The following is an 18,378-nucleotide window of genomic DNA, read 5'->3' as shown; positions in this document are numbered from 1 at the left end:
GTTTCCAGGGATGAAAGAAACGGTGGGCCCGAGAGATTACAGATTCCGCAGCGCGGCGACTACTGCGTCGCCCATTTCCTGCGTTCCGACTTTGCTGCAACCGGCCGACCAGATGTCACCGGTCCGCAGGCCCTGGTCCAGCACCAGGCTCACGGCCTTCTCGATGGCGGTCGCGGCGTCGTGCAGATTGAAGCTGTAGCGCAGCATCATCGATACCGAAAGGATGGTCGCCAGCGGGTTGGCAATGCCCTGCCCGGCGATGTCCGGCGCCGAACCGTGACAAGGCTCGTACATGCCCTTGTTGTTGGCATCCAGCGACGCCGACGGCAGCATGCCGATGGAACCGGTGAGCATCGACGCTTCGTCGGAAAGAATATCGCCGAACATGTTGTCGGTGACGATCACGTCGAACTGCTTGGGCGCGCGCACCAGTTGCATCGCGGCGTTGTCGACGTACATGTGGCTCAGCTCGATGTCCGGATAGTCCTTGGCGACTTCCTCGACCACTTCACGCCACAGCTGGCTGGACGCCAGGACGTTGGCCTTGTCCACCGAGCAGAGTTTCTTGCCGCGCACGCGGGCCATGTCGAAACCGACACGGGCGATACGGCGGATTTCGCTCTCGCTGTACGGCAGGGTGTCGTAGGACTGGCGTTCGCCGTTTTCCAGTTCGCGGGTGCCGCGTGGGGCACCGAAGTAGATACCGCCGGTCAGTTCGCGGACGATCAGGATATCCAGGCCCGAGACGATTTCCGGCTTCAGGCTCGAGGCATCGGCCAGTTGCGGATAGAGGATCGCCGGACGCAGGTTGCCGAACAGGCCCAGTTGTGCACGGATCTTCAGCAGGCCGCGCTCGGGACGGATATCCCGTTCGATCTTGTCCCACTTCGGACCGCCGACGGCGCCAAGCAGCACCGCGTCGGCGGCACGGGCACGGTCCAGGGTTTCATCGGCTAGGGGCACGCCATGCTTGTCGATGGCGGCGCCGCCGATCACGTCGTGGCTCAACTCGAAACCCAGGCTGTACTTCTCGTTGGCCAGTTCCAGCACCTTGACCGCTTCGGCCATGATTTCCGGACCGATACCGTCGCCTGGGAGAATCAGAATCTGCTTGCTCATGCTTTCCTCGTGTCATCTGTCGGTGCACCCGTGGTCACGGGGCAGCCGGAAAAAAGTCTATCGCTCGGCCCACAGCACCAGTACATCTGTACTGAACGAACCATCGGCCTCAATCTCAAAATATTCCCGCACTTCGGCGCCCATCGCCTGCTGCAGGTCGCGAATCGCCACGCGCAACGCCGGCGGCGTACGCATGCGTTCGACCCAGGAGCTGTACTCCAGGCGCAGGCGCTGGCGGCTGGTACTGCGCACGTGCAGGCCGGCTTCGCTGACCTGGCGCAACCACTCGCCCGCCGAGTAATCGCGGACATGACTGGTGTCGCGCAGTACCTCGACACTCTGCAGATAGGTGTCGAACAACGGACTGCCGGGGGACATTACGTCGATAAAGGCCGCGACGCCACCCGGTTTCAGCACCCGCCGCACTTCCCGCAGGGCCAGGCCGAGATCGCTCCAGTGGTGCGCCGAGTAGCGGCTGAAGACGAAATCGAACTCGCCATCGGCGAACGGCAGGCTCTCCGCCGCGCCACACACGGTGGCGATATTGCCCAGGCCGCGCTCGGCGGCGGCGGCGGCAACCACATCGAGCATCTGCTGCGACAGGTCGTAGGCGGCCACCTTGCCGACCAGCGGCGCCACATGAAAACTCACATGGCCGGCACCACAGCCCAGGTCCAGGACCCGCGCATCGGCACGCCCGGCCAGCTCCGCCTGAAGCAGCGCGAACTCGCTGCCCTGGGCATGCACGGCGCTGCTCAGGTAGGCGGCGGCCTGTTCGCCGAATTGCTTTTGCACCACTGCGGTATGGGCGTTGCTGGTCATGGAACCATCCTCTGGATATCAACGCGGAGCGGGAAAATCAAAAACACCACAACCCTGTAGGAGCCGGCTTGCCGGCGATGGCGCCCCTGAGATCAATGCAGGGCTCAAGGGCCTCATCGCCAGCAAGCCGGCTCCTACACAGGACGCGTCAGCCTCGAATCAGGCGTCGCGAAACAACCAGGGCTGGCTCGCCCGGTGCCTGGCTTCAAAGGCCGCGATCGCATCACCGTCGGTCAAGGTCAGGCCGATATCGTCCAGGCCGTTGAGCAGGCAATGCTTGCGGAACGCATCGACTTCGAAGTGGTAGACCTTGCCATCCGGACGGGTCACGGTCTGGGCCGCGAGATCGACCGTCAACTGGTAGCCAGGGGTCGCCTCGACCTGCTGGAACAGCTCGTCGACTTCACTCTCGTCGAGAATGATCGGCAACAGGCCGTTCTTGAAGCTGTTGTTGAAGAAGATATCGGCGTAGCTCGGCGCGATGATGCTGCGGAAACCGTACTCGTCCAGGGCCCACGGCGCATGCTCGCGACTGGAGCCGCAACCGAAGTTTTCCCGCGCCAACAGGACACTGGCGCCCTGGTAACGCTCGGCGTTGAGTACAAAATCCTTGTTCAACGGGCGCTTGGAGTTGTCCTGGTAGGCGTAGCCGACATCCAGGTAGCGCCACTCGTCGAACAGGTTCGGGCCGAAGCCGGTGCGCTTGATCGACTTGAGGAACTGCTTGGGAATGATCTGATCGGTATCGACGTTGGCACGATCCAACGGCGCGACAAGACCGGTGTGCTGGGTAAAGGCTTTCATGTAGTGGTCCTCAGATCAATTCGCGAACGTCGATGAAACGACCGTTGACGGCAGCCGCGGCGGCCATGGCCGGGCTGACGAGGTGGGTACGCCCGCCGGCGCCCTGGCGCCCTTCGAAGTTGCGGTTGGACGTCGACGCGCAGTGCTCGCCGCTTTCCAGGCGGTCCGGGTTCATCGCCAGGCACATGGAGCAACCCGGCTCGCGCCATTCGAAACCGGCCTCGAGGAAAATCTTGTCCAGGCCTTCCGCTTCCGCCTGGGCCTTCACCAGGCCCGAACCCGGCACCACGATGGCCTGCTTGATGGTCGAAGCCACCTTGCGACCCTTGGCAATCACCGCCGCCGCACGCAGGTCTTCGATCCGCGAGTTGGTGCAGGAGCCGATGAACACGCGATCGAGCTGGATATCGGTGATCGCCTGGTTGGCCCGCAGGCCCATGTACTTGAGCGCGCGCTCGATGGAACCGCGCTTGACCAGGTCGGTCTCCTTGGCCGGATCCGGCACGTTCTGGTCAACCGCCAGAACCATTTCCGGCGAGGTGCCCCAGCTGACCTGCGGCTTGATCTGCGTCGCGTCCAGCTCGACCACGGTGTCGAACACCGCGTCGGCGTCGGACACCAGGTCTTTCCAGGCTTCGACAGCCAGGTCCCACTCGGCGCCTTTCGGGGCGAACGGACGGTCCTTGACGTAGGCCACGGTCTTTTCATCGGCGGCCACCAGGCCCACGCGGGCACCGGCTTCGATGGACATGTTGCAGATGGTCATGCGGCCTTCGATGGACAGGTCGCGGATCGCGCTGCCGGCGAACTCGATGGCATGGCCGTTGCCGCCCGCGGTACCGATCTTGCCGATCACGGCGAGGACGATGTCCTTGGCGGTCACGCCGAACGGCAACTGGCCTTCGACGCGCACCAGCATGTTCTTCATTTTCTTCGCCACCAGGCACTGGGTGGCGAACACGTGCTCGACCTCGGACGTGCCGATACCGTGGGCCAGGGCCCCGAAGGCGCCGTGGGTCGAGGTATGGGAGTCACCGCAGACCACGGTCATGCCCGGCAAGGTCGCACCCTGCTCCGGGCCGATCACATGCACGATGCCTTGACGCACGTCATTCATCTTGAATTCGGTGATGCCATATTCATCGCAGTAGTCGTCGAGGGTCTGCACCTGCAGGCGCGACACCTGGTCGGCAATCGCCGTGATCCCGCCCTTGCGCTCCGGGGTGGTCGGCACGTTGTGGTCGGGCGTGGCGATGATCGAGTCGACCCGCCAAGGCTTGCGCCCGGCCAGCTTGAGGCCTTCGAACGCTTGCGGCGAGGTCACTTCGTGGATGATGTGACGGTCGATATAGATCAGCGACGACCCATCGTCGCGCCGTTTCACTTCATGGGAATCCCAAAGCTTGTCGTAAAGCGTTTTGCCGGCCATCAGACGTTTCCTCATCAGCTTGTTTCTATGCCCCGGCTTATTGATGACTATTCTCAATAACCCTTTGGCTTGTGAGGTCGATCCTAGGGGGTTAGAGTGAATAACTCAAATTCATAATTTTTATGCTTTGGATAACCAGATGGAATACAAATAATGGACCTGGCCAATCTCAATGCCTTTATCGCCATTGCCGAGACGGGCAGCTTCTCCGGCGCGGGCGAACGCCTGCACCTGACCCAGCCCGCCATCAGCAAACGGATCGCCGGGCTGGAGCAGCAACTCAACGTGCGCCTGTTCGACCGCCTGGGGCGCGAGGTCGGCCTGACCGAGGCCGGCCGGGCCCTTCTGCCCCGGGCCTACCAGATCCTCAATGTGCTGGATGACACGCGCCGGGCCCTGACCAACCTCACCGGCGAAGTCAGCGGGCGCCTGACCCTGGCTACCAGCCATCATATCGGCCTGCACCGCCTGCCGCCCCTGCTACGGGCCTTCACCCGGCAGTATCCGCAGGTGGCGCTGGATATCCAGTTCCTCGATTCGGAGGTCGCCTACGAGGAAATCCTCCACGGCCGCGCCGAGCTGGCGGTCATCACCCTGGCGCCGGAACCGCATCACCTGGTCCGCGCCGTGCCGGTGTGGGACGATCCGCTGGATTTTGTCGTCGCCCCCGAGCATCCCCTGGCCAGCAGCGGCACGGTCAGCCTCGGCGATATCGCCCACCGTCCGGCGGTTTTCCCCGGCGGCAACACCTTTACCCACCATATCGTCCAGCGCCTGTTCGAGGCCCAGGGCCTGACACCGAACATCGCCATGAGCACCAACTACCTGGAAACCATCAAGATGATGGTGTCCATCGGCCTGGCCTGGAGCGTGCTGCCGCGCACCATGCTCGACGATCAGGTGGCACGCATACCTTTACCGGGCATACAACTGAGTCGCCAGCTAGGCTATATCCTGCATACCGAACGGACGCTGTCGAACGCCGCGCGGGCCTTTATGGCTTTACTGGATGGGCAGACGGATTTGCCGGCCTTGTCGGCATAAGCCGGGGCTGGCCCAACCCATCAGGTCTTTTGCAGCAAAAACGTTCCTTTCACCCCAAGGACTGCTGTTGATGCCCAAGCATGCTAACCGTATTCCGCCGTTGCCACGCATCCATGCCCTCGACCCTCACGAGTCGGAAAAAAGCTGGCAAAACGCGCCGCAGTTATTGGCCGCACTCAACGGTGCGCGCCTCGGGGCCTGGTATTGGGACATCGAAAGCGGCCTGGTCAGCTGGTCCCGCGGCACCCAGGCGCTGTTCGGCTTCGACCCGCACCAGCCACTGCCCAAGGACCTCGACTACCTGGAGCTGCTGCCCGCCGAAGACCGCGCCCGCACGGTGCGGGCCTTCCATGCCGTGCTGGCCGGAGAGCCGCTGGAACAGGCGATGCATCACCGCATCCGCTGGCCGGACGGCAGCCTGCACTGGCTGGAGATCAACGGCAGCCTGATCCCGGACAAGAGCGGCAAGCCCCGGATGATCGGGGTGATCCGCGAAATCACTCACCAGCGCCAGCGCGAACATGCCCTCAGCAGTTCGGAAAAGCGCTTTGCCACGCTGTTCCACCTGTCCCCGAACATGGTGTTGCTGACCCGTGAGGAAGATGGCCTGATCAGCGAAGCCAACCAGTATTTCGAAAGCCTGTTCGGCTGGCCGGCGCTCCAGGTGATTGGCCTGACCACCGTGGAACTGGGCCTGTGGGTGCATCCCGAGGAGCGCGAGCGGCTGGTCAAGTCGCTGCGGGCCAAGGGCGAATCGGTCAGCCAGGAAGTGCAGTTCCGGGGCAGCAACGGGCGCATTCACGATGGCATCCTCAGCGCCCAGCGGGTCGAACTGGAAGGCCAGGCCTACCTGCTCAGCACCTTTCTCGACACCACGGAGCAGAAAAACGCCGAGCAGGCCCTCAAGGACAGCCAGGAACGCCTCGACTTGGCCCTGGATTCGGCCCAACTGGGCACCTGGGACTGGCATATCCCCAGCGGCATGCTCTACGGCTCGGCGCGGGCGGCGCAATTGCACGGCCTGGAGCCCCAGCCGTTCCATGAATCCTTCGACGCGTTCTTCGACGGCGTGCCCACCGAGGAACGCGAGAATATGCGCCAGGCCTATCGCAGCCTGCGCGAAGGCCCCGCGGGCAACTACCAGCTGACCTATCGGGTGCAGCTGGAAAACGGCACCTCGCGCTACCTGGAAAGCCGCGCCCGGCTCTACCGCGACAGCGAGGGCAATCCCCTGCGCATGGCCGGCACCCTGCTCGATATCACCGAACAGGTCGAACGCGAACAGCGCCTGCAAGCCTCGGAAGAGAAGTTCGCCAGCCTGTTCCAGGCCAGCCCCGATCCGATCTGCGTGACCTTGCAGGACAGCGGGCAGTTTATCGAGATCAACTCGGCCTTCACCCAGACCTTTGGCTGGACCATCGACGAAATCCGCCACCGCAGCGCCGAACAGATCGGCCTCTGGGACGACTCGGCCAAGCGCCTGCAACGCATCCAGCAGGTGATTCGCGACCAGGCGCTGAACAATGTCGCGGTGATCGTCCACCACAAGAGCGGCCAGGCCCTGACCTGCGTGATCACCAGCCGGCAGATCGTGGTCGAGGAACAGCCCTGCATCGTCACCACCCTGCGCGATATCACCCAGCAGCAACGGGCCGAGGCCGCGCTCAAGGCCAGCGAGGAAAAATTCGCCAAGGCGTTCCACTCCAGCCCCGACGCCATCACCATCACCGAACGTGAAAGCGGGCGCTACCTGGAGGTCAATGACGGCTTCTGCCGGCTGACCGGCTACACCAGCAGCGAGGTGATCGGTCGCACGGTGTATGAGCTGGGCATCTGGGCCGACCACAAGCAGCGCACTGCCCTGCTCAACGAGCTCAAGGAAAAGGGCCATGTGCCCCATCGCGACATGCTCGGGCGCAACAAGCGCGGCGACGTGCTGACGGTAGAGGTATCGGTCGAACCCATCACGCTCAACGAAACCGCCTGCCTGCTGTTGACCGCCCGGGACATCAGCCTGCTGAAGAATGCCCAGGCGCAGATCCGCCACCTGGCCTACCACGACCCGTTGACCAACCTGCCCAACCGCGCCCTGCTGATGGACCGTCTGAGCCAGCAGATCGCCCTGCTCAAGCGCCACAACCTGCGCGGTGCCTTGCTGTTCCTCGACCTCGACCACTTCAAGCACATCAACGACTCCCTCGGCCACCCGGTGGGCGACACCGTGCTCAAGGTGGTCACCGCGCGCCTGGAAGCCAGTGTGCGCACCGAAGACACCGTGGCGCGTCTCGGCGGTGACGAGTTCGTGGTGCTGCTCAGCGGCCTCGACGGCTCGCGCAGCGAAGTCACGCAAAAGGTCCGCGACCTGGCCGACACGATCCGTGAGCTGCTGGCCGAGCCGATGTTCCTCGACGGCCAGCGCCTGCAGGTGACCCCGAGCATCGGCGTGGCCCTTATCCCGGACCACGGCTCGACCCCCGCCGACCTGCTCAAGCGGGCCGATATCGCGTTGTATCGGGCCAAGGACTCGGGGCGCAATATCACCCAGATGTTCCACAGCACCATGCAGAAGGCCGCCAGCGAACGCCTGCGCATGGAAAACGATCTGCGCCAGGCACTTTCCCGTGGCGAGTTCAGCGTGCATTTCCAGCCCCAGGTCGACGCCCGCGACAACAGCATCGTCGGTGCCGAAGCGCTGGTGCGCTGGCATCACCCGGAACTCGGTGCGCAATCGCCCACCGAATTCATCAAGGTGCTGGAAGACAGCGGGTTGATCCTCGAGGTGGGCACCTGGATCCTCGATCATGCCTGCGAGGCGTTCGGCATACTGCTGCGCGACGGGCTGATCCTGCACTCCTTCAGCCTGTGCGTGAACATCAGCCCGCGCCAGTTCCGCCAGGCCGACTTCGTCGAACGGGTGGAACGCACGCTGCTGCAGCACAACGTGCCTTCATCGATGCTCAAGCTGGAAATCACCGAAGGCATCGTGATCCAGAACATGGAGGACACCATCAGCAAGATGCGCCGCCTGAACAAGCTCGGCGTCAGTTTTGCCATGGACGATTTCGGCACCGGCTATTCGTCGCTGACCTACCTCAAGCGCCTGCCGGTGGACGCGCTGAAGATCGACCAGTCGTTTGTCCGCGACGCGACCCACGATCCCAACGACGCCGAGATCATCCGCGCGATTGTCGCCATGGCCCGCAGCCTCGGCCTGACGGTGATCGCCGAAGGTGTGGAACTGCCGGAGCAACTGGTGTTCCTCGAGGGCCTGGGCTGCCACCTGTACCAGGGCTACCTGCACAGCCGGCCATTGCCCATGGAGGAATTCAAGAAATTGCTGACCGGCCTGCCCTGAAACAAAGAACCCCGCCGAGGCGGGGTTCTGTCTTGCGGGCTTGCGCTTAGTGCTGCAAGGCCGGTTGCTGCGCGCCGTTGATCGGGATGCGCTTGGCTTTCGCCTCTTCCGGCACGACCCGCAGCAGGTCGATGTTCAGCAGGCCGTTACTCAGGCCGGCGGCCTTGACCTCGATGTGGTCGGCCAGACGGAAGGACAACTTGAAGGCACGCTGGGCAATGCCCTGGTGCAGGTAGCTGACGCTTTCGGCCTTGGCTTCACGCTTGCCGCCACTGACGGTCAGCACGCCCTTCTCGACTTGCAGTTCCAGGTCTTCTTCCTGGAAACCGGCTGCCGCGACGACGATACGGTACTGGTCTTCACCGTGTTTTTCGACGTTGTAAGGGGGGTAGCTGCTGCCGGGCTCATTGCGCAACGCGGTTTCGAACAGGTCGTTGAAACGGTCGAAGCCGACGGAAGAACGGAACAGTGGAGCCAGGGAAAATGCAGTAGTCATGTCAATCTCCTGAAATTCAGCGAGTGGTTTTATCCGCGACCCGAATTCGGCATCGCGTACCCCTTAGATAGGAACGCCCAAACACATTTCAAGAGAATCATCTGAAAAATTTTCACGCCATCTCGGGCAGCGGTGCATTCACCAGGCGCCCGACCGCGTCGCAATCGGTCTCCCGGCGCACGGTATTGAACAGCTCGACGGCCTCGGGATAATTACGTGTCAGCATCGCCAGCCATTGCTTGAGGCGACCCGGCGCCTGGCGTGGCGTCAGTTGCGTGACCACCTGCGCCCAGAAGTCGCGGATCAGCGGTTGCAGGTCGGCCCAGCTCATCTCGACCACTTCTTCGCCAGCCCGTGCAGCGGCGATCTGTCGGGCCAGGTCCGGACGCGATACCAGGCCGCGACCGAGCATGAAATCCTCGGCACCGCTGACTTCACGGCAACGCCGCCAGTCTTCCACCGACCAGATATCGCCATTGGCGAACACCGGCACCTTGACCACTTCCTGGACCCGCGCCACCCACTCCCAGTGAGCCGGCGGCTTGTAGCCGTCGACCTTGGTCCGCGCGTGCACGACAATCTGCGACGCGCCGCCTTCGGCCAGGGCCGTGCCGCAGACCAGCGCGCCATCCGGGCTGTCGAAGCCCAGGCGCATCTTCGCCGTCACCGGGATATGCGCCGGCACCGCGCGGCGCACCTGCTCGACGATGCTGTTGAGCAGTTCCGGCTCCTTGAGCAGCACCGCCCCGCCGCGGGATTTGTTCACGGTCTTGGCCGGGCAACCGAAGTTCAGGTCGATGACCTGCGAACCCAGTTCACAGGCCAGTGCCGCGTTTTCCGCCAGGCACACCGGATCAGAACCCAGCAGTTGCACGCGCAGCGGCACGCCGGCAGCGGTGCGGGCCCCGGTCAGCAGTTCGGGGGCGAACTTGTAGAAGTAGGCCGGCGTCAACAACGAGTCATTGATCCGGATAAACTCGGTGACGCACCAGTCGATGCCGCCAACACGGGTCAGGACATCCCGCAGGATGTTGTCGACCAACCCCTCCATGGGCGCCAGGGCAATTTGCATGGGGACTCTCATAGAAAAAAGCAGTCAGCGAAAAGTGGCCATGGAAAAAAGCGGCCCGCGAAAAAGTGCGGCAGTTTACGGGTTTCTTCCGTAAACCGGTACTTCCTCAGACCGACTGCACCGCCGGGCCATAACCGTCGAGAAACTCCGCCGGCATGCGCTTGGGCCGGCCGCTGGACAGCTCGATGCAGACAAAGGTGGTTTGCGCGCGCAGCAGCGTCAGGTTATCGCTGGGACGGACCAGCTGGAACCGCCGGGTCATCTTCAGGCGCTGGTCCCAGTCGACGATCCAGGTCGCCAGTTGCAGTTCGTCGCCTTCATAGGCGGCCGCCAGGTAATCGATTTCGTGGCGTACCACGGCCATCGCCCGGTCCAGCCGGCGGTACTCGACAAGATCCAGGCCCAGGCGCTGGGAATGACGCCAGGCGCAACGCTCCAGCCAGGTGACATACGCCGCGTTATTGGCGTGCCCGAGGCCGTCGATGTCCTCGGCGGCCACCTGCAGGTCGAGGGTGAAGGGTGTCGCCAGATCCCAGCTCATGTACCGCTCCCGGTCAATTCAAAGACCGGGGCAGTGTAACGGATCAGGCCGATTGACGCTGCGCGAGGCTGCGGCCCGCCAGCAGTGCGAGCACCCCGTCGATCAGCCGCTGATCGGCCAGCACCTGCAGGTGGCCGCCGCTTTCCAGGCGCAGCAGGCGGCTGTCGAACCAGGCTTCGTGAATACGTCGTGATTCATCCACGCGGACCATTCGGTCATCCTCGGCATGGACGATCAACCCCGGCATGTCCATCTGGTAGTGCTCGATATCCAGGTGCGCCGCACGCATCCCGACATCCCGCTCGACTTCACGGATAAACGCCGAACGCGCCCGCGGCGGCAAGCCGACATAACGCGCGAAGCCACGCAGCACCCCCAGCACCCGGGCCGGAGCGGCGATACTGACCAGGGCTTCGGTGCGCAGCCCGAGCTGGGTGGCGAGCATCGCGCTGGCGCCGCCCATGGAGTGACCGACCACCGCCTTGAGCGGCGGCAGTTCGGCGGCGGCTTCGAGCAGGGCCCGGGCAAACACCACCACATTCGCCTCGCGTCCCGGCGAGCGGCCATGGGCCGGACCGTCGAGCGCCACGGCGGTGTATCCGGCCGCTACCAGCGCATTGATCAGGTTGGCGAACTGTGTCGGCCGCCCTTCCCAGCCATGCATCAGTAGCACTGTCGGACCTTTCCCCCAGCGCAGGGCGGAAAGACCGAAGCGCAGGGTGATGCGCTCCGCGGTTGCCAGCAGCGGCAACTCCCAGTCCCGTGGCAAACGCGCGCGAGGGGTCATGAACATCTGGCGCATGCGGCTGGCGACCACCCGTGGTGCCACTCGACCCAAGGTTCCATTGATGCCACGAATCCAACTCAAAGTGCTCATCGCGTGTTACCTCAGGCCAGGGATGAAACCTGTCAGAGCACCGCCGACTTGGCGGCGCGCAGCAATCTGTCGGACAACTCGCCAGGCCCCAGCGCCCGTGCGACGGCCAGGCCGCCGATCATCAGGGCGATGTCGGCCAGGGCCTTGTCGGTGTCCTCGGGGCTGGACGCGAGTTGCGCGACCATCAGTTCCACATGTTCGTTGAGCGCTTCGCGAAAGCATGCCGGCAGGCTGCCGATCTCGCCGACCACGGCGGGAATCGGGCAAGCATGATCGACGGCATCGCGGTGCTTGCGCGACAGATAGAAGGCGGCAAACAAGGCACGGCGCTCTTCACCTGCCAGCTCGCTGTCGACATCGTCCATTTTCGCCCGACGCTGCGACAGCAGTTGCTTGAAGGCCTCGAGCATCAGCGCATCCTTGCTGTCGAAATGCGCGTAGAAGCCACCCACGGTCAACCCGGCGGCGGCCATCACTTCGCTGACGCTCGGCTCGGCCGGGCCACGCTGGATCAGGGCGGCGCTGGCGGCCTGCAGGATTCGCTCGCGGGTCTGAGCTTTCTTGTCGTTCATTGCCACCTCCAAATATTACAATGGAAATATTATTCGCATAATATTTTTTCGCAAGGCTTAAGTATGACCGCTGGTCCGACAAAAGATTGCGAAAACGGGATTCAGGGCGAAAAGGCCAAACGCCAGACAAACAAAAGGGCCATTCAATGATTGAATGACCCTTATAAAATCCCGCAGAGCGGGCAATCGTGGCGTCCCCTAGGGGACTCGAACCCCTGTTACCGCCGTGAAAGGGCGGTGTCCTAGGCCACTAGACGAAGGGGACACAAACCCTTCTATACAACTGCAGGATCAACTGCCCGGCGATTCAAGCAACGCATGTCAACAGAACACTGCGTCGATACCATCGCCGGCAAGCCGGCTCCTGCAAACCTCCAGATCGGTGTGGCCAGACCTTGAGGTGTAAATTGGTGGAGCTAGACGGGATCGAACCGTCGACCTCTTGCATGCCATGCAAGCGCTCTCCCAGCTGAGCTATAGCCCCAGGTTTTTCGCCTCGCGGCGGAGTGACATCAACCTGCAACGTCACTTCTGTGAAACTGGCGTCCCCTAGGGGACTCGAACCCCTGTTACCGCCGTGAAAGGGCGGTGTCCTAGGCCACTAGACGAAGGGGACATAACCCTTGCGTACCTGATCGGTGCTGGTTCCGACCTTCCGGTACAAACTCCAGGGCAGTGTAGCCTACCCTGCAGCTTCTAAATTGGTGGAGCTAGACGGGATCGAACCGTCGACCTCTTGCATGCCATGCAAGCGCTCTCCCAGCTGAGCTATAGCCCCACATTCGACTTCACTTCACACCGTCGTTGCCGCCGTGTTTCCGTGTTGTCTTGTGGACGGGGCGCATATTAAGTGCGACCCACTTCCCTGTCAAATTTTTTTTAAACATTTTTCAAAAGAATTTTCCGGGATAACAATCACTTACCGCCCTCCCCCCGAAAAACCGGGGCTTGTCGGCCACGCCTCCGGCCCCTGAAACGGAGGCGGCGCGGCCGACACTGACTCAGGCAATCGTGCCCAACAGCTTTTCCCATTCCTTGTTTTCTTTCTTCGATACGCCACCCAGCAGGTCCAGCGCCTGGCGCAGGCGGAAGCGCGTCAGGTCCGGGCCGAGGATTTCCATCGCGTCGAGCACCGACACCGAACTCGCCTGCCCGGTAATCGAGGCGAACATCAGCGGCATGGCGTCGCGCAGCTTCAGTTCCAGGGCATCGACCACCGCCTGGATCGTCGCGGTGATGCTGTCCTTCTCCCACTGGCGCAGGCTTTCCAGCTTCCACAGGATCAGTTGCATGAGCTTGCGCACATCGTCCGGCGCGAGTTTCTTGTGCTCGAACAGCTTGGCGTCCAGTGGCAGGCTGCCGGCGAAGAAGAAATTCGCCAGTGGCGCGACCTGGCTGAAGGTCTCGACCCGGCCCTGGACCAGCGGCGCGATCTTCATCAGATATTCAGGATTCAATGCCCAGTTCTGCACGCGGCTGGCGAACTCTTCCACCGGCAGGTCGCGCAGCCACTGGCCGTTGAGCCAGGACAGCTTCTCGATATCGAAGATCGGTCCGCCGAGGGAAACGCGGGACAGGTCGAAGTTGTCGACCATTTCCTGCAGCGAGAACTTCTCGCGCTCGTCCGGCATCGACCAGCCCATGCGCCCCAGGTAGTTGAGCATCGCTTCGGGCATGAAGCCCATGCGCTCGTAGAACGTCACCGAGGTGGGGTTCTTGCGCTTGGACAGCTTGCTCTTGTCCGGATTGCGCAGCAGCGGCATGTAGCACAGCTGTGGCTGTTCCCAGCCGAAGTATTCGTAGAGCAGGATCAGTTTCGGCGCCGACGGCAGCCATTCCTCGCCGCGCAACACGTGGGTGATGCCCATCAGGTGGTCGTCGACCACGTTGGCCAGGAAGTAGGTCGGCAGGCCGTCGGTCTTCATCAACACTTGCATGTCCATGCGATCCCACGGGATCTCGACTTCGCCGCGCAACATGTCCGGCACCACGCAGACGCCTTCGGTCGGCACCTTCATGCGGATCACATGGGGCTCGCCAGCGGCCAGGCGACGGGCCACTTCTTCCTTCGACAGCAGCAACGCGCGGCCGTCGTAGCGCGGGGTCTCGCCACGGGCCATTTGCTCGGCACGCATCTGGTCCAGCTCTTCGGCGGTGCAGAAGCACGGGAAGGCATGGCCCATGTCGACCAGTTGCTGGGTGTACTTCTTGTAGATCTCGCTACGTTCGCTCTGCCGGTACGGACCGTGCGGACCGCCGACGTCCGGGCCTTCGGCCCAGGTGATGCCCAGCCAGTTCAGCGCATCGAAAATCTGCTGTTCGGACTCACGGGTCGAGCGCAACTGATCGGTGTCTTCGATCCGCAGGATGAACTCACCGCCATGCTGCTTGGCGAAGCAGTAGTTGAACAAGGCGATGTAGGCGGTACCAACGTGGGGATCCCCAGTAGGCGATGGCGCGATGCGAGTGCGAACGGTGGTCATGGGCGGTCTCGAAATAGAGATAAAACAAAGGGCGAATGGTAACAGGCGGACAGGCCTCGTCTCCAGCATGGGGCGTCCGACAGAGGGCATATAAGCCAAGCTTCGGTCTAAAAATGGCGCCAGACCGCTAAAACCGGGCTTTCTCCGCGGATGGCATTTACCCATCAATCGGCCTGTGCCAGATTCATCTACTGCCAAGTTCACTAATTATCCTGATTGTTGCCTGCCCATGCCTGCCCAACTCAAGCGTCGCCTGTCGGTTTTCCTGTTGATCGTCCTGTTGATCGCCCTCGGTTTCTTTGCCGAGTGGTTCTGGCGCGGGCGGTTTTATGAAAGCACCGATAACGCCTATGTCCAGGGAGAAATCACCCGGGTTTCCAGCCAGCTCGGCGCACGTATCGATCAGGTGCTGGTGGCCGACAACCAGCATGTCGAAAAAGGCCAGTTGCTGGTCAGGCTCGAAGGCGACGATTTTCATCTGGCGGTCGACCGCGCCAATGCCACCCTGGCCACCCGCGAGGCCGAACGCCTGCAGGCCCAGAGCAAGCTGACCCAGCAGGCCAGCCTGATCGCCGCCGCCGATGCCCAGGTGGCATCCAGCCAGGCCAGCCTCGGCCGCTCGCAGTTGGACCTGTCGCGGGCGCAGACCCTGCGCAAGCCCGGTTATGTCTCGGAAGAGCGGGTCACCACCCTGTCCGCCGACAACCATATCGCCCGTTCCCAGGTGGCCAAGGCCCAGGCCGACCTGCAAAGCCAGCGCCAGCAGGTCAACGCCCTCGCCGCCGAACTCAAGCGCCTCGACGGCCAGATCGCCAACGCCCGTGTCGACCTGGCCCAGGCCGAGCTGAACCTGACCCGCAGCGAAATCCATGCACCGATCAGCGGCATGGTCGGCCAGCGGGCGGCACGCAACGGCCAGTACGTGCAGGCCGGCGCCTATCTGCTGTCGATCGTGCCGGACCAGGACATCTGGATCCAGGCCAACTTCAAGGAAACCCAGATCGGCCATATGCAGCCCGGCCAGAGCGCGAAGCTGACCTTCGACGCCTATGAAGACACGCCGATCCAGGGCCGCGTCGAGAGCCTGTTCGCAGCCTCCGGCGCGCAGTTCAGCCTGTTGCCGCCGGACAATGCCACGGGCAACTTCACCAAGGTGGTGCAGCGGATTCCGGTCAAGCTGACCTTTGCCGCCGACAACCCGCTGCGGGGCCGCATCCGTCCGGGCATGTCGGTCACCGTCAAGGTCGATATCCGCGACCCTGACCATGGCCGGTGATGAACTGATCCGCCCGGTCGGCGAGCCGACCCGGCGGGACTGGATCGCGGTCATGAGCGTCATGCTCGGCGCCTTCATGGCGGTGCTCGACATCCAGATCACGAACTCCTCGCTCAAGGATATCCAGGGCGCCCTGTCGGCCACCCTGGAGGAAGGTTCATGGATCTCCACGTCCTACCTGGTGGCGGAAATCATCATGATCCCGCTGACGGCCTGGCTGGTGCAGTTGCTCTCGGCGCGGCGGCTGGCGGTCTGGGTATCCCTCGGGTTTCTCGTCTCGTCGCTGCTGTGCTCGATGGCCTGGAGCCTGGAAAGCATGATCGTGTTCCGTGCCATGCAGGGCTTTACCGGTGGCGCGCTGATTCCGCTGGCCTTTACCCTGACCCTGATCAAGCTGCCGGAACACCACCGAGCCAAGGGCATGGCGATGTTCGCCATGACCGCCACCTTCGCGCCGTCCATCGGCCCGACACTGGGCGGCTGGCTCACGGAAAACTGGGGGTGGGAGTACATCTTCTATATCAATATCCCGCCGGGCCTGATCATGATCGGCGGCCTGCTCTACGGCCTGGAGAAAAAGGACTCGCACTGGGAACTGCTCAAGAGCACCGACTACGCCGGGATCATCAGCCTCGGCATCGGCCTCGGTTGCCTGCAGGTGTTCCTCGAGGAAGGCCACCGCAAGGACTGGCTGGAATCGCAACTGATCGTGACCCTGGGCAGCATCGCCCTGCTGGGCCTGATCACCTTCGTGATCCTGCAGTTGTCCAAGCCCAACCCGCTGATCAACCTGCGCATCCTGCGCAACCGCAACTTCGGTCTGTCGAGCATTTCCAGCCTGGGCATGGGGGTCGGCCTGTACGGATCGATCTACCTGCTGCCGCTGTACCTGGCGCAGATCCAGAACTACAACGCCCTGCAGATCGGCGAGGTGATCATGTGGATGGGCGTGCCGCAGCTGTTCCTGATTCCGCTGGTGCCCAAGCTGATGAAGTTCGTCTCGCCGAAAATGCTCTGCGCCCTGGGCTTCGGCCTTTTCGGGCTGGCGAGCTTTTCCTCGGGCGTGCTCAATCCCGACTTCGCCGGCCCGCAGTTCAACCAGATCCAGATCATCCGCGCCCTCGGGCAACCGCTGATCATGGTCACCATCTCGCTGATCGCCACCGCCTACATCCTGCCGCAGGACGCCGGCTCGGCCTCGAGCCTGTTCAACATCCTGCGCAACCTCGGCGGCGCCATCGGCATTGCCCTGCTCGCGACCCTGCTGGATGCGCGGACCAAGGTCTATTTCGACTACCTGCGCGAGTCCATCGTCCCGAGCAACCCGCAAGTGGCCGAGCGCCTGGCGCTGCTGGCGGACAAGCTCGGCAGCGATAGCGCGGCCCTCGGCAAGCTCAGTGAAATCACCCACCAGCAGGCGCTGATCATGGCCTACAACGACGCCTTCCATTTTGTCGGGATTGCCCTGGGCATCAGCATGCTGGCGGTGCTGCTGACCAAGGCGCTACCGGCGGGGATCAAGGCTGGAGAGGCGCATTGACCTCACCGGCTTGCCCACGAAGAGGCCAGACCAGGCACTCCATGACTACAGAGGCTGGCCGCTGCGCTCCCTGATCAATTCGATCAACGCCCGCAGCCCCGCCGGTACATGGCGGCGACCGGGGTAGTACAGCGACAGCCCGTCAAACGGTGGCGTCCAGTCTTCCAGGACCGACACCAGTGTCCCCGCCGCCAGGTCGGCGGCGGCATTCCACTGCGTCGCATACACCAGCCCCAGTCCCGCCCGCGCTGCCTCCAGCACCAGGGTCGACTCATCCAGGGTCAGCACGCCCTGGACATCCACCGCCTGGGTTTCGCCATGGCGCTCGAACTCCCAGTGGTAGATCCGCCCACTCGGCAGGCGCAGGCGAATGCAACGGTGCTTGAGCAGGTCGGTCGGCGTCTGCGGCACCGGATTTCGCGAGAAGTACTCCGGGCTGCCCAGCACCAGCAGACGCAACGGCAAGCCCAGGGGAATGGCGATCATGTCCTGGGGCACGCTGTCGTGCAGGCGAATCCCGGCATCGAAGCCCTCGACCACGATATCGATCAGCTTGCCCTCGGTGACGATATCCACGTTCATCTGCGGATAGCGCCGCATGTATTCGATGAACAACGGCATCGCCTGCTTCGCCGCGCCCGCGGCGGTGTTGATCCGCAAGGTCCCGGTGGGTATGCCGGCATGACTGCCGGCCTGCTCCATCGCCTCGCGAATGGTCGACATGGCCGGCGAAATACTCTCGACAAACTGCGCGCCCGCCTCGGACAAGGCCACGCTGCGGGTCGTGCGGTTGAACAGGCGGGCACCGATCCGACTCTCCAGCGCCGATACCGCATGGCTCAAGGCCGAGGTCGAGACCTCCAGCTCGGCCGCCGCCGCGCGAAAACTCCGATGCCGGGCCACCGCCAGCACCGCTTCCAGCTCTGTCAGGCCTGAAGTGCGCATTAT

Annotated in this window: 15 protein-coding genes and 4 tRNA genes; 4 read left to right on the top strand and 15 right to left on the bottom strand. The window is 63.2% G+C overall.

Translation table 11 applies throughout. The features are described 5' to 3' along the window. Window positions 1-36: 36 nt before the first annotated feature. From leuB to leuC, 4 genes are all read right to left on the bottom strand, one after another. Window positions 37-1,119, bottom strand: coding sequence for a 3-isopropylmalate dehydrogenase (leuB, locus tag HX881_RS22880; protein ID WP_017129391.1), 1,083 nt, complete (start codon window positions 1,117-1,119; stop codon window positions 37-39). Between the two features lie 57 nt (window positions 1,120-1,176). Next, the gene (locus HX881_RS22875) at window positions 1,177-1,941 is read right to left on the bottom strand and encodes a class I SAM-dependent methyltransferase (RefSeq protein WP_017129392.1); all 765 of its coding nucleotides are present in this window, start codon (window positions 1,939-1,941) and stop codon (window positions 1,177-1,179) included. A 159-nt stretch (window positions 1,942-2,100) separates the two neighbouring features. Beyond that, window positions 2,101-2,745: a 3-isopropylmalate dehydratase small subunit gene (leuD, locus tag HX881_RS22870; protein WP_017129393.1), complete on the bottom strand. Its 645-nt coding sequence runs from the start codon at window positions 2,743-2,745 to the stop codon at window positions 2,101-2,103. A gap of 10 nt (window positions 2,746-2,755) precedes the next feature. Then, window positions 2,756-4,174 carry a 3-isopropylmalate dehydratase large subunit gene (gene leuC, locus HX881_RS22865; RefSeq protein ID WP_177086736.1) on the bottom strand — a complete coding sequence of 473 codons (1,419 nt, stop codon included), beginning with the start codon at window positions 4,172-4,174 and terminating at the stop codon, window positions 2,756-2,758. Window positions 4,175-4,327: 153 nt separating this feature from the next. On the opposite strand from leuC, the gene HX881_RS22860 reads away from it, so the two are divergent. Both HX881_RS22860 and HX881_RS22855 read left to right on the top strand, forming a co-directional pair. After that, entirely contained in the window at window positions 4,328-5,218 is an 891-nt protein-coding gene (locus HX881_RS22860) for a LysR family transcriptional regulator (RefSeq protein ID WP_103033074.1), read from the top strand. 70 nt (window positions 5,219-5,288) lie between these two features. After that, a complete protein-coding gene (locus HX881_RS22855; RefSeq protein ID WP_177086734.1) occupies window positions 5,289-8,573 on the top strand; it encodes a PAS domain S-box protein in 3,285 nt (1,094 codons plus the stop codon). A 46-nt stretch (window positions 8,574-8,619) separates the two neighbouring features. On the opposite strand, the gene HX881_RS22850 is transcribed toward HX881_RS22855, so the two are convergent. From HX881_RS22850 to gltX, 10 genes are all read right to left on the bottom strand, one after another. After that, complete coding sequence (locus HX881_RS22850) at window positions 8,620-9,069, bottom strand: Hsp20 family protein (RefSeq protein ID WP_017129396.1); 450 nt, start codon at window positions 9,067-9,069, stop codon at window positions 8,620-8,622. 112 nt (window positions 9,070-9,181) lie between these two features. Then, window positions 9,182-10,141, bottom strand: a complete 960-nt coding sequence (locus HX881_RS22845) for a tRNA dihydrouridine synthase (protein WP_177086732.1) — start codon at window positions 10,139-10,141, stop codon at window positions 9,182-9,184. Between the two features lie 106 nt (window positions 10,142-10,247). Continuing rightward, entirely contained in the window at window positions 10,248-10,682 is a 435-nt protein-coding gene (locus tag HX881_RS22840; RefSeq protein WP_177086731.1) for an acyl-CoA thioesterase, read from the bottom strand. A 43-nt stretch (window positions 10,683-10,725) separates the two neighbouring features. Further along, on the bottom strand, window positions 10,726-11,559 hold the full coding sequence (locus tag HX881_RS22835; protein ID WP_042937080.1) for an alpha/beta fold hydrolase: 834 nt from the start codon (window positions 11,557-11,559) through the stop codon (window positions 10,726-10,728). 32 nt (window positions 11,560-11,591) lie between these two features. Further along, window positions 11,592-12,131: a TetR/AcrR family transcriptional regulator gene (locus tag HX881_RS22830; RefSeq protein ID WP_017129400.1), complete on the bottom strand. Its 540-nt coding sequence runs from the start codon at window positions 12,129-12,131 to the stop codon at window positions 11,592-11,594. 189 nt (window positions 12,132-12,320) lie between these two features. Continuing rightward, window positions 12,321-12,396: transfer RNA gene (locus tag HX881_RS22825), tRNA-Glu, on the bottom strand. Window positions 12,397-12,539: 143 nt separating this feature from the next. Further along, window positions 12,540-12,615: transfer RNA gene (locus HX881_RS22820), tRNA-Ala, on the bottom strand. A gap of 56 nt (window positions 12,616-12,671) precedes the next feature. Continuing rightward, a tRNA-Glu gene (locus HX881_RS22815) sits at window positions 12,672-12,747 on the bottom strand. Window positions 12,748-12,833: 86 nt separating this feature from the next. Next, a tRNA-Ala gene (locus HX881_RS22810) sits at window positions 12,834-12,909 on the bottom strand. A gap of 223 nt (window positions 12,910-13,132) precedes the next feature. Further along, complete coding sequence (gltX, locus tag HX881_RS22805; protein WP_103033075.1) at window positions 13,133-14,614, bottom strand: glutamate--tRNA ligase; 1,482 nt, start codon at window positions 14,612-14,614, stop codon at window positions 13,133-13,135. Between the two features lie 229 nt (window positions 14,615-14,843). On the opposite strand from gltX, the gene HX881_RS22800 reads away from it, so the two are divergent. Together HX881_RS22800 and HX881_RS22795 are read left to right on the top strand one after the other, a co-directional pair. Then, on the top strand, window positions 14,844-15,890 hold the full coding sequence (locus HX881_RS22800; RefSeq protein WP_017129401.1) for an HlyD family secretion protein: 1,047 nt from the start codon (window positions 14,844-14,846) through the stop codon (window positions 15,888-15,890). After that, window positions 15,880-17,430: an MDR family MFS transporter gene (locus HX881_RS22795; RefSeq protein WP_177086729.1), complete on the top strand. Its 1,551-nt coding sequence runs from the start codon at window positions 15,880-15,882 to the stop codon at window positions 17,428-17,430. The genes HX881_RS22800 and HX881_RS22795 overlap by 11 nt, the downstream gene beginning before the upstream one ends. Window positions 17,431-17,475: 45 nt before the next feature. Here the strand turns inward: HX881_RS22795 and HX881_RS22790 are convergent, their stop codons facing one another. Further along, window positions 17,476-18,375 (bottom strand): LysR family transcriptional regulator, encoded by a 900-nt coding sequence (locus HX881_RS22790; RefSeq protein WP_177086727.1) that lies wholly within the window; start codon window positions 18,373-18,375, stop codon window positions 17,476-17,478. Window positions 18,376-18,378: the final 3 nt, after the last annotated feature.

The organism is Pseudomonas gingeri (assembly GCF_013386115.1).
In the GTDB taxonomy this organism is placed as follows: Bacteria; Pseudomonadota; Gammaproteobacteria; order Pseudomonadales; family Pseudomonadaceae; genus Aquipseudomonas; species Aquipseudomonas gingeri.
Note: the sequence above shows the minus strand (reverse complement) of the source record. Positions and strands in the feature narration are given on the sequence as shown.

Bases quoted from the DNA above. Each gene is read 5' to 3' on its own strand.
- leuB (WP_017129391.1), bottom strand. From the start codon at position 1,119: ATGAGCAAGCAGATTCTGATTCTCCCAGGCGACGGTATCGGTCCGGAA.
- HX881_RS22875 (WP_017129392.1), bottom strand. From the start codon at position 1,941: ATGACCAGCAACGCCCATACCGCAGTGGTGCAAAAGCAATTCGGCGAA.
- leuD (WP_017129393.1), bottom strand. From the start codon at position 2,745: ATGAAAGCCTTTACCCAGCACACCGGTCTTGTCGCGCCGTTGGATCGT.
- leuC (WP_177086736.1), bottom strand. From the start codon at position 4,174: ATGGCCGGCAAAACGCTTTACGACAAGCTTTGGGATTCCCATGAAGTG.
- HX881_RS22860 (WP_103033074.1), top strand. From the start codon at position 4,328: ATGGACCTGGCCAATCTCAATGCCTTTATCGCCATTGCCGAGACGGGC.
- HX881_RS22855 (WP_177086734.1), top strand. From the start codon at position 5,289: ATGCCCAAGCATGCTAACCGTATTCCGCCGTTGCCACGCATCCATGCC.
- HX881_RS22850 (WP_017129396.1), bottom strand. From the start codon at position 9,069: ATGACTACTGCATTTTCCCTGGCTCCACTGTTCCGTTCTTCCGTCGGC.
- HX881_RS22845 (WP_177086732.1), bottom strand. From the start codon at position 10,141: ATGCAAATTGCCCTGGCGCCCATGGAGGGGTTGGTCGACAACATCCTG.
- HX881_RS22840 (WP_177086731.1), bottom strand. From the start codon at position 10,682: ATGAGCTGGGATCTGGCGACACCCTTCACCCTCGACCTGCAGGTGGCC.
- HX881_RS22835 (WP_042937080.1), bottom strand. From the start codon at position 11,559: ATGAGCACTTTGAGTTGGATTCGTGGCATCAATGGAACCTTGGGTCGA.
- HX881_RS22830 (WP_017129400.1), bottom strand. From the start codon at position 12,131: ATGAACGACAAGAAAGCTCAGACCCGCGAGCGAATCCTGCAGGCCGCC.
- gltX (WP_103033075.1), bottom strand. From the start codon at position 14,614: ATGACCACCGTTCGCACTCGCATCGCGCCATCGCCTACTGGGGATCCC.
- HX881_RS22800 (WP_017129401.1), top strand. From the start codon at position 14,844: ATGCCTGCCCAACTCAAGCGTCGCCTGTCGGTTTTCCTGTTGATCGTC.
- HX881_RS22795 (WP_177086729.1), top strand. From the start codon at position 15,880: ATGGCCGGTGATGAACTGATCCGCCCGGTCGGCGAGCCGACCCGGCGG.
- HX881_RS22790 (WP_177086727.1), bottom strand. From the start codon at position 18,375: ATGCGCACTTCAGGCCTGACAGAGCTGGAAGCGGTGCTGGCGGTGGCC.